Origin of the sequence: Sphingopyxis sp., assembly GCF_019459305.1 — a bacterium.
Taxonomy (GTDB): Bacteria; Pseudomonadota; Alphaproteobacteria; order Sphingomonadales; family Sphingomonadaceae; genus Sphingopyxis.
This window is the reverse complement of record NZ_JAIBES010000114.1, coordinates 21,363-32,074: the sequence shown is the minus strand read 5'-3', so window position 1 is coordinate 32,074 and position 10,712 is coordinate 21,363. Positions and strand designations below refer to the sequence as shown.

Here is a 10,712-nt window from a genome sequence, read left to right as displayed (position 1 = left end):
TGCTATGGGGATGGGCTTAAAACTAAACCCTTTAAATCTGGCTTTTTTTTGCCTATTTTTATATTGCCAAAAAAAAATGTGGGGCGGGATTTGGGTCCGGGCCCAGCCTTTCAGGCTCTCCCCTCCTGAAACTGTTGACGCAATGAATGCCATATTAATGTCATGTTGGGAAGGCCTAAATTTGCGGCAAGCCTGCCTATTTATTGTGCAGTGCAGCGTGCAGCAAAAGGGGCCGGTTCGTCACTGAACCGACCCCTCCTTTTGCTCCTATTGACGATCAGAAGGTCTTGCGCGCGGTAACGCCAAAGGTGCGCGGCTGGCCGACCGTATAACCGAGCCGCGCCCGCCCGCCGCGTTCGCGATCGAACGACAGCAGCGCATTTTCGTCGAACAGGTTGTTGACGTAAGCGATCAGCGACAGGCCATTGTCGAAGTCGACCCCGGCGCTGAGATTGACCAGCTGATAATCGGGCAATTGCAGGTCGACGGTCGTGGACGAACCCGCCGGAGCGCCGCCGAACGGCAGGCCATGGACGAAGGTGCGCGGGTTGTTTTCCTGGTCCGCGGGCTGGGTAAAGCGTGTACCGACATGCTGCACCGACGCCGCAACATACATGTTCGCGGTATCGCCGATCGGCCATTCATAACTGCCCGACGCCGACAGCTGGAATTTCGGCACCGACGGTAGTCGATTGCCTTCGCGGATACCGGTCGTGGCAGCCAGCACGCCAGGCAGCGTCGAATCGAATTCGGCCTCGATGATGCTGCCCGACAGGTTGAGGTCGAGACCGTCGGTCGGCGACAAGCCGAGTTCGAATTCGACGCCCATCGAATGCGCCTTCGGCACGTTGAAGACGACGCGCGACGAACAGCTGCCGGCATCGAGCGTAACCTGCAGATTCTTGATGTCGTTGTAGAAGCCAGCAGCATTGAAAGTGAAACCGCGACCCTGCGATTTTACGCCGAGTTCGTAGTTCCACAGCGTTTCATCGTCATAGTCCTGGAAGCCGCCGAACAATGCGGCATCGGCGGGCGAACAGAGCGGCAGGTTGAGCGGATCGTTGACCCCGCCGAGGCGGAAGCCCTTCGATGCCTGCGCATTGACAGTCACCGCATCGCTGAGGTCGTAGGACAGCAGGAAGCGCGGGGTGAAACCGCTCGACTTGGTGCTGTCGGTGCGGTTGTCGCCATTGGCGAACAGCCCGCCCGAGACGAAGCTGCGCGTTTCCTTGAAGTCGTAATAGCGCCCGCCCGCGGTCGCGGTGAAGGCGTCGCTGAGATCATAGCTGACCTCCCCGAACAGCGCGAACTGCTTGATGTCGTAGGGCAGGAAAGCGTTGTATGGCGAATTGGCGCCAAAGCCGTTGGCGACCGCTGCCGACGTTCCGGCACCGAGCGTCGCATCGGTGACCGCATCATAACCGGGGGTAGGCAGTGTCTGGGTATAGACGCGGTCGACCTTGGAATAAAAACCGCCGATCACCCACTGGAACCGGCTGTCATTGTCCGACGCCAGCCGCAGCTCCTGCGACCAGGTTTCGAGGTCGGTTGTGTCGACCAGGTTCGAAGGCAGCAACACCCCGGCGTCGGGATAGCCTAAGTCGACCGACACCGATCCGGTTAGCGCGCTGGCGTCGCGGCTGACCAAAATGTCGCGGTTGATATAGCTCGTCACCGACGTCAGCTTGGCGCCGCCGAGCCCGACATTGAGGTTGAGATCGGCGATCAGCGTTTCGTCCTCGAACCCTTCGCGTAGCAGTAGATACTGCTCGCGCTCGTCATAGGTGACCTGCGGGCGCGTCGTCGTGAACTGGTTGCCGTAGAGGTTATAGATGTCCTGGCGGTTGAAGCCGTCGGCGGTGACCTTTTGATACACGACGCGCGGGGTAATCGAGAAGTTGTCGCTGGGTTCAAAGGTCAGCGCGAGGCGACCGCCATAGCGTTCGCCGCTATTGACGTCGTCGCCGCCCGCCGGGCCGACCGCGTTGATAAAGCCGCCATAACGGGTGTAATAGCCGACCGCCCGGATCGCCGCGGTGTCGCCCATCGGGATGTTGACCGCACCCTTCAAATGGCCACCAATGTCGTCGCCGTCGACGAGATTGAGGTTGGCCTCGACGCTGCCCTCCATCACCCCGATCTTGGGCTGGTTGGTGATGTAGCGGATCGTCCCGCCGACCGAACCCGACCCGAACAGGGTGCCCTGTGGCCCGCGCAGCGTTTCGACGCGGTTGAGGTCATACAGGTCGATGTCGGGGGTGAACAGCGAGAGCGAGATGACGCTTTCGTCGAGATAGACCCCGACCTGTTCCTTGACCCCGGGCTGGTCGCGGACGACCTGCCCCGCGGACACGCCGCGCACCGACACCTGGCTCTGCCCCGGGCCGAGGTTCTGGACCGACAGGCCAGCGACGTTGCGCGACAGATCTTCGAGCGTCACGGCGCCCGATTTCTGGATATCCTCGGCCGTCTGGGCGTTGATCGAAAAGGGAATGTCCTGAAGATTGGCGTCGCGTTTGGTCGCGGTGACGATGATGATGTTGCTGTCGTCTTCGGCGGCGCCGGCCTCTTGGGCGAGCGCGGGCGTGGCAACAGGAACCAGCGCGAGCGTGGAAAGCCCGGCCAGCAGTATAGTGCGAGCATGCATGGTGATATCCTCTCTGTAACGCGCGTGGCTATGTTGCCGCGTCGCGCCGCAAAAAATGCCTCTTTTGTCACAAATCCGCAATGACGCATGAATCTTGCGCGACGAATCGCAGCGTTATGTTGCGCGGCGGCCACAGTCCGGAAGCGCTCGGGCAAAGGGGCGCCACCAAAAAAATGGCCGGGACATATGTCCCGGCCAGTGGTTCGCAGGAGGAACCTGGTGAGGATCCCGCCGCCGTCTTTGAAAGGAGAGAGACGTGCGGCGACGGGTATCCTGTCTCGCGGATCAGTAGTTGTAGGCGCGCTCTCCGTGCTCGCCGAGGTCGAGGCCTTCGCGTTCGACCTCTGCCGAGACGCGGCCGCCGGTGACGGCCTTGGCGATGTAGAAGGCGATGGCAGAACCAACCGCGGACCAGAGGACGGCGACGCCGACCGACTTGATCTGGATCCACAGCTGGCTGCCGAGGACATAGTCGTCGCCGGCCGGACCGCCGAGCGCGGGCAGCATGGTGACCGCGGTCAGGATCGAACCGATCAGGCCGCCGACGCCATGGATGCCGAACACGTCGAGCGAGTCGTCAAAGCCGAGCTTGGCTTTCAGCTTCATCACGACCCAGCAGCAGACGACACCCGCGATGGCGCCGAGCAGGATCGCACCGAACGGACCCGAATTGCCCGCCGCCGGAGTGACCGCAACCAGACCGGCGATCGCCCCCGAACAGGCGCCGAGCAGCGACCCCTTATGACCGAGGGCACGTTCGGTGAGCATCCAGAACAGGATACCGGCAGCGGTGGCGGTGAAGGTGTTGATCAGCGCGAGGCCAGCCGAGCCATTGGCTTCAAGCGCCGACCCGGCGTTGAAACCAAACCAGCCCACCCACAGCAGACCGGTACCGATCAGGGTCATGGTCAGCGAGTGCGGCGCCATGATGTCTTTCTGATAGCCGTTGCGCTTGCCGATGATCAGGCAGCCGACCAGCGCCGCAACGCCCGCGTTGATGTGGACGACGGTCCCGCCGGCAAAGTCGAGCGCGCCCCAGCCGAAGATCAGACCGGTGGCTTCGTCGGTGCCGCCCAGATACCAGACCATGTGCGCGATCGGATAATAGACGATCGACAGCCAGACGATCGCAAAGACCATCACCGCTGAGAATTTCATGCGCTCGACAAGCCCGCCAAGGACCAGCGCGACGGTGATCGCCGAGAAGGTCATCTGGAAGGCGATGAAGACGAATTCGGGAATGACGACGCCGTCGGTAAAGGTCGCGACGGTCGAATCCGCCGTAACCCCGGCGAGGAAGAGCTTGCCCGCCGATACGAACTGGTTGGCGTCGCCGCCAAAGGCGAGGCTGTAACCGAACATCACCCACATGATCATCGCGAGTGCGGCGACCGCGATGATTTGTGTGAGGACCGACAGCATATTCTTGGTGCGGACGAGGCCGCCATAGAACAGCGCGAGGCCGGGGACGATCATCGCCATGACCAGCACGGTCGCGGTCATCATCCATGCGGTGTCGCCCTTGTCGGGCGTCGGCGCTGTGGCTTCGGCGACGGCGGGCGCCGCTTCCTGCGCCCAAGCGGGCAGTGCGGCGAACAGCGAAAGGCCCACAGCCCCGGCGCCCGCCGCAAATTTATTTGCGAACGTCATAATTTCCCCCTTCGTCATTACAGTGCCGCCTCGCCGGTCTCGCCGCTGCGGATGCGCACGGCCTGACCCACGTCGAGAACGAAAATCTTGCCATCGCCGATCGACCCGGTTCCGGCGCTTTGCTGGAGCGTTTCGACCACCCGCGGTGCGAGCGCGTCGTCGCAGACGAGCTCGATTTTTACCTTCGGCACCATGTTGGTGGCGTATTCGGCGCCGCGATAGATTTCGGTCTGCCCCTTTTGCCGACCGAAACCCTTGACCTCGGTCACGGTCATGCCAGCGATACCCAAGCCGGTGAGCGCTTCGCGCACCTCGTCGAGCTTGAATGGTTTAATGATTGCCAGGATCAATTTCATGATGCCCCCTTTTGCCCAATAGCATCATGCTGCACTGCAACAGCCGTGCCAGATTGCGCGGGGGCCGGAAAAGTTAACATTTTGTGACGGTTTGAGGCGCGCACGGCGAATATTCGGTCGTTTGCTGGGCAGAGGACGCAGATTCTTGCCTAAATTTTGGGCAAGTTGACACGCGTCGCCCCCGCGAAGGCGGGCCGCCAGAGGCTCAAGCCTGCCCAGATGCAGAACGATGACAACAGCCCCCACCTTCGCGGGGGCGACGGTTCTTATCCCGCCGCTTTAAACCGCGCCCAGATCGGCAGATGATCCGACGCCCGCGCCGCCAGCGCGCTGCGGTGCACCCCGGCGTCGACGGCTTCAAGGTCGGGCGAAGCGAAGATGCGGTCGAGTTTCGCAACTGGACGGCGGCTGTGAAAGCTGTGGCCGGTATCGACCAGCCGGTGGCGCTCGCCGAAGTCGTGCAGGCAGCCGCCGGTTGCGCGCCATTCGTTGCAGTCGCCCATCAGGATCGTCGGCAATTCCTCGCCGTTGGCGACATGGTTCAGGATCGCGCGCGCCTGATGGCGGCGGCGCAGCCCCGAAATGTCGAGGTGCATGCCGACGACGCGCAGCCTTGTGTCACCGATGCGGATCGTCGCCGCGACCGCGCCGCGCGGTTCGAGTGTCGGCAGGTGCAGCGCATGGCTTTCTTCGACCTCGGCGCCCTTGCGGACCAGCAGCGCATTGCCGTGCCAGCCGATGCTGTGCGGGCGATTGTCCAGGGTGACCGCGACATAATCGCTATGTTCCTCAAGCATATGCGGCGGGATCGCGCTGGCGCGGGTGCCGAAACGGCGGTCGGCTTCCTGCAACGCGACGATGTCGGCGTCGAGCTCGCCGAGCACCGACAGCACCCGCCCGGGATCGCGGCGCCGGTCGAGCCCGATGCCCTTGCGCATATTGTAGCTGGCGACTTTGATCATGGGAGAGTTCGAATACAACCTATCTGCCGATCGTGCTAAGCTTGTCGAAGCACCGTTCTTGTCTAACCGATGAAGAGGAAAAACAGTCTTTCACAAGCTCAGGACGAACGGATGCGGGGTTGGGTTGCAGCTAGCCCGCTTCAAATTCCGCCAGCAAAGCCCGTGCTTCGTCCAGATCCTCGTCGAGCACCATGATCCGCACCGGGATCATCAACCCGACGCTTTCGGCGATGTTCATGCCGGCGTCGAAACACACCGCATGGACGCCGGCGCTTTCGATCCGCCCGCGCAGCAGTTCGGCTTCGGCGCCGTTCGGGATTCGCACCAGTTCGACCAGCGGCATCAGGCGGACTCGCCTTCGATGAAGCGGTCGGTCGGTCGCGTCGGTAGCCCGTCGATGCTCTTGGTGCGCCCCAAAGTCTTTTCGACCCACAGAGCGCGGTCGGCTTGGCGGTGATATTTTTGCAGCGTGTCGCGTTCGTGCTGCAGTTCCATCATCGGCACTCCCCAGCCGCAGCTGGTTTGGACGCTCTCAACGTCAATGACGAAAATCTGGCGGGTACCCGGCAGCAGGGTGAAATGTGCCGAGAGCGCGTCCCAGTCGGCGTCCTGCGGCAGCACCGGGTGCCCGCGGCCATAGATGCGCAGGATCAGCGCGCTGCGATCGAAAGCACAGAACATGATGGTGATGCGCCCATCGGCGGCGAGATGTGCGTGGGTCTCGTTGCCCGATCCGGCGAGGTCGAGATAGGCGACCTGGCTTTCGGACAGGACGCGAAAGCTGTCGGCATAGCCCTTGGGTGACAGGTTGATCCGCGCATCGGCGGCGGCGGTGGCGGTGAAATAGACCGGCTGCTTTTCGATGAAGGCGATATGTTTGTCGGTCAGCGTGTTGGTGAAATCGGCCATGGCTGCGCTCCGCGGATGGAATGCGCCCGCCCTATCACCAATTCTTCCCTTCCTCCACCGCCGCTTCTTCCTCGGGGCGCGTTGCCCGGCCCAGCACGGCGTTGCGGTGCGGGAAGCGGCCGAAGCGGTCGATCATGTCGAAATGCTGCTGCGCATAATCGTGGAACATCGGATCGGCGAGTTGGGTCATCAGCCGCAGCGATTCGCGCTGGTCGGCGATGTCTTCGCTATGCTCGAACGGCAGATAAGCGAACTGGCGCCGTTCGTCCGGCCATTGCTGATCCCACCCCTTCTCGACGATGCCGCGCGCAATGGCGCGTGCGAGGCTGTCGGTCGCGAAGGCATCGGCATGGCCGCGAAAGCTGTTGCGCGGCACCTGATCGAACAGGATCGCCGCGGCGAGCGCGGTATCGGGATCGGTGAGGAAGGTTTCGGCGGGGTGTGAGCGCAATGCCGCGTGCCAGCCTTCGGCAAGGTCGCGCACCTCGGCGTCAAAATCTGGACCGCCGCCGTACCAGTCACCCATGCCATGCGCGTCGAACCAGAAGGTCAGCAGCTGCTGCGGCCAGTCGGTCGGTGGGGTGTCGGGTGTTTCAAAGAAGTCCGTCATTGCGAGTGCAGCGAAGCAATCCAGTGCGGTTTACGCAAGTTCTGGATTGCCGCGTTGCCTTGCTCCTCGCAATGACGAAGAAAACAGACTCACTCGCCTTTCACGCGCCGGTACGGCACGAATTTGCCGAGCGATACAAAGCCGCTGTACATCCGGCTGCTGCGATCGCGCAGTTCGACGGTATCGATGCTGCACAGCTGACCGGTCGATAATCGGGTGACCAGAATATCATCATCGTCGAGCGATTCGGCGCCGCCCTCGGGCCGGTTGACCCACAAGGTGCTGCCGATGCGATAGACGATCGCGGTGCCGTCGATGACCTCGCTGCCGCGGGCGCTCGCCAGGCGGATGCAGTCCTGCGGCTCTCCCGCGACGCGGCCTTCGAGCAGCTTCGCAAGTTTGGTCTCGCCTGTCAGTCGTTCCTTGGCGAATGGCGCGGCGGGCATCGCCGTGATGGCGGCGGTGGCAAAGATGGCGGCGATCAGTGGGCGCATGGTTCGACTCCTGTCTGGCGCAATACCCTACCCGGAACGCACTCTGCGCCAGCCCGCGTGAACACGGGCTGACTCATGGTCGCGTTCCCCGATGTCAGCACGCCCCGTCAGGCAGCGGAATTCCCAGCGGGCCTTTGCATTTCTTCTTTTTCGCCGGAGCTTCCGAGGTGCTGTTACCGGGTCCCGACCCGCCCATGCCACCGAAATCGGCGCCGATCAGCAGGCTGGTGTGCGAGCGGAAACGGACCTTTGCGGTCCAATCGATATTCCACACCGCATTGCCCGCGGGCTTGGGCGGATAAGAGAAATTGGCCTCGGGGCCAAAGGCGTTGAGGTTGCCGAACATCATCTCGCCCGACGCCTTTTTGACCTCGGCCGGGATCGCGCAGCTCGTCTGCGCGGGCGGCATCACGACCTTTTTCGCTACCAGCCCCGCGACCGTCGACGGCGGCAGCCAGTCCCACAGCCCGCCGCCGAATTCGCGCGCATTGCTGCTCGTCCACCACACCATGTCGCCGCCGGCGCTGCCGCGGTCCATGCCGCCGAACGCCCATGCGACATAGCCGGTCGCGGGAACCAGCTGGTTCCAGCGGATCATCACCGACCCGTCGCCCTGCATCGTCGTCGATGCGTTGAGCCCGGGCATATAATCCTGCGCGAGGGTGAAGTTGATTTCGGGGCCGACATTGCCCGCGATCCGGTGTGCGCCGAGCAGCGACGACCCCGACGACGGTTGCTTTGACGATTTGCTGTTCGGCCAGCCGGCATAGGATCTGCTGTTCGTCGTCATCACTTCGCGGATGCGCGGCACGGTGGTTGTGTAAAGGTTTGGCGGCATCTGTCCCGCCGCAATCTTTGCAAAATCGATGATCACTGGCTGCCCCGGCCCGGCCTTGGCGCCGCAGCCCCAGAACAACAGCAGTCGGCCCTTGGGACGCTCAAAATCCTTGGGCATTTCATTGCCGTCTTCGCGCTCGCGCGGCTTGCCGGGTTCCGGGCCGAGCAGCGGTACCGATTTGCCGAGCTTGGCCTGCGGCAGGAAGAAATGATCGGCCTTCACCGGCGGTGCGGTCGGCGCCTGCGTTGATCCCAGCCGCAGTTCCAGCGTGTGCGCGACTTTGCCGTCGGGGCCGCCGCCGAACATCATCCCCATCATGTTGCCGATCCCGCGCCCGCCCGCCGCCATCGCGGCAAAGCCCGACGCGGTCGCGACGTCCATCTCATAGCGTTCGACAGGACCGGTGGTTTTTTGTGCCGAACCCGGCACGGCGACGAGCATCGCGGCGACGGCGGCGACGGAGATAAAACGCAGACTCGAACGCATGAATATCCTCCCTGTTGCCGGGGGAGACCCGGCGGATAATGCGGCCCGATTTCTTTTCTGTTTGGACGACTATAGGCGCGAGAAGGCGGCGCGCCAAGTGAGGTGCGTCACACTTGCAAATCCGCCCCCTTGATAGGGAAGGCCGCGGGACTTGGCAGGCTGCTGGCTCGTCGCAGCGGTGGGGGTACGGTCTCGGCCTGAGACGAGGGCGGATGGACGCGCCGTCACCATCATCCAACTTCGCCTGGCCGCTGCGCGGCAAGGTTGCGTATCCTTCTCCCATCAAGGGAGAGGAATTTACGCCGTCCCGCCCACCGTCAGCCCGCTGACCAGCAGTGTCGGCTGGCCCACGCCCGCGGGGACACTCTGGCCGCCCTTGCCGCAGATGCCGATGCCTTCGTCGATCGCCATGTCGTTGCCGATGCCCATGACCTTGGTCAGCACGCTCGGCCCGTCGCCGATCAGCGTCGCGCCCTTGATCGAATCGCCCAGCTTGCCATTCTCGATCTTGTACGCCTCGGTGCAGCTGAACACGAATTTGCCCGATACGATATCGACCTGTCCGCCGCCAAAGCTTTTCGCGAAAATGCCGTTCTTGACGCGCGAGAGAAGCTCGGCGGGATCGTCATTCCCGCCCTTCATGAAGGTGTTGGTCATCCGCGGCATCGGCGCGTGCGCGAAACTTTCGCGGCGCCCGTTGCCGGTCGGTTCGACCCCCATCAGGCGGGCGTTGAGGCGGTCCTGCATATAGCCTTTGAGAATGCCATCCTCGATCAGAACCGTCTCGCCGGTCGGGGTGCCTTCGTCGTCGATGCTCAGCGAACCGCGACGGCCGCCGCCGACCGGGCTGTCCATCGCGCCGTCGTCGACGACGGTGACGCCGGGCGCCGCGACGCGCGGGCCGATGCGGCCCGAAAAAGCGCTGGTGCCCTTGCGGTTGAAATCACCTTCCAGCCCATGGCCGACCGCTTCGTGCAGCAGCACCCCGGGCCAGCCGGGACCGAGCAGCACGGTGAATTCGCCCGCCGGGGCATCGACCGCGCGCAGATTGACGAGCGCCTGCGCCAGCGCCTCGTCGATCGCGCGGTTCCACTGTGCGGGTTCGAACAGGTGATCGTACATATAGCGGCCGCCGAGGCCGAACACGCCGGTTTCGCGGCGGCCATTTTCTTCGACGACGATCGAGACGTTGAGGCGAACGAGCGGGCGGATGTCGGTCGCGAGGAAACCGTCGGCGCGGACGATCTCGACCACCGACCAGCTGCCCGCAAGGCTCACCGACACCTGCGCGATGCGCGGATCGCGCGCGCGCGCCGCGGCGTCGATTTCCTGGCACAGCGCGACCTTTTTCGCGAAGGGGATCAGGTCGAGCGGGTTTGCTTCGTCATACAGATGGCGGTTGGTGCGTGGCGGCGGTGCGGCGTGCGGCTGGCTGGCGGGATCGAGCAAGGCGAGCGTTTCGGCGGCGCGGCGGATCGCCCCGGCGCTGATGTCGCTGGCATGGGCAAAGCCCGTCATCTCGCCCGAAACGGCGCGCAGGCCGAAACCGGCATCGGTCGAATAATCGGCGGTCTTGAGGCGCCCGTCGTCGAACCCGAAGCTCTCGGTCGCGCGATATTGCAGGTAAAGCTCGCCGTCGTCGGCATTCGCCAGCGCTTCGCGCGCGAGTGCCTGCGCGAGGTCGGGATCGAGCGCGTCGGCGCGATAGAGGAAGCGGCGGGGGTCGGTGGGACTGGTCATCCGCCCGATATAGGCACGGC

General features: G+C 63.5%; 11 protein-coding genes. 1 reads left to right on the top strand and 10 read right to left on the bottom strand.

Going from position 1 to position 10,712, the window contains the following annotated elements:
• On the top strand, positions 1-247 hold a 247-nt coding region (locus K0M74_RS13660; protein WP_293973393.1), incomplete at its 5' end, for a hypothetical protein.
• A gap of 30 nt (positions 248-277) precedes the next feature.
• Here the strand turns inward: K0M74_RS13660 and K0M74_RS13655 are convergent.
• The 10 genes from K0M74_RS13655 to tldD form a co-directional block, all read right to left on the bottom strand.
• Positions 278-2,647: a TonB-dependent receptor gene (locus K0M74_RS13655; RefSeq protein WP_293973390.1), complete on the bottom strand. Its 2,370-nt coding sequence runs from the start codon at positions 2,645-2,647 to the stop codon at positions 278-280.
• Positions 2,648-2,932: 285 nt separating this feature from the next.
• Positions 2,933-4,297, bottom strand: a complete 1,365-nt coding sequence (locus K0M74_RS13650; RefSeq protein ID WP_293973387.1) for an ammonium transporter — start codon at positions 4,295-4,297, stop codon at positions 2,933-2,935.
• A 17-nt stretch (positions 4,298-4,314) separates the two neighbouring features.
• Positions 4,315-4,653, bottom strand: a complete 339-nt coding sequence (locus tag K0M74_RS13645) for a P-II family nitrogen regulator (RefSeq protein ID WP_293973384.1) — start codon at positions 4,651-4,653, stop codon at positions 4,315-4,317.
• A gap of 266 nt (positions 4,654-4,919) precedes the next feature.
• A complete protein-coding gene (locus K0M74_RS13640) occupies positions 4,920-5,615 on the bottom strand; it encodes an endonuclease/exonuclease/phosphatase family protein (RefSeq protein WP_293973381.1) in 696 nt (231 codons plus the stop codon).
• 130 nt (positions 5,616-5,745) lie between these two features.
• A complete protein-coding gene (locus K0M74_RS13635) occupies positions 5,746-5,958 on the bottom strand; it encodes a DUF2007 domain-containing protein (protein ID WP_168454209.1) in 213 nt (70 codons plus the stop codon).
• Positions 5,958-6,524, bottom strand: coding sequence for a pyridoxamine 5'-phosphate oxidase family protein (locus K0M74_RS13630; RefSeq protein WP_293973376.1), 567 nt, complete (start codon positions 6,522-6,524; stop codon positions 5,958-5,960). The genes K0M74_RS13635 and K0M74_RS13630 overlap by 1 nt, the downstream gene beginning before the upstream one ends.
• A 34-nt stretch (positions 6,525-6,558) precedes the next feature.
• Complete coding sequence (locus K0M74_RS13625; protein ID WP_293973373.1) at positions 6,559-7,134, bottom strand: DUF924 family protein; 576 nt, start codon at positions 7,132-7,134, stop codon at positions 6,559-6,561.
• Positions 7,135-7,223: 89 nt separating this feature from the next.
• Positions 7,224-7,628, bottom strand: a complete 405-nt coding sequence (locus K0M74_RS13620) for a hypothetical protein (RefSeq protein ID WP_293973370.1) — start codon at positions 7,626-7,628, stop codon at positions 7,224-7,226.
• Positions 7,629-7,722: 94 nt separating this feature from the next.
• Positions 7,723-8,952 carry a hypothetical protein gene (locus K0M74_RS13615; RefSeq protein ID WP_293973367.1) on the bottom strand — a complete coding sequence of 410 codons (1,230 nt, stop codon included), beginning with the start codon at positions 8,950-8,952 and terminating at the stop codon, positions 7,723-7,725.
• 297 nt (positions 8,953-9,249) lie between these two features.
• The gene (gene tldD, locus K0M74_RS13610; RefSeq protein ID WP_293973365.1) at positions 9,250-10,692 is read right to left on the bottom strand and encodes a metalloprotease TldD; all 1,443 of its coding nucleotides are present in this window, start codon (positions 10,690-10,692) and stop codon (positions 9,250-9,252) included.
• Between the last annotated feature and the right edge of the window lie 20 nt (positions 10,693-10,712).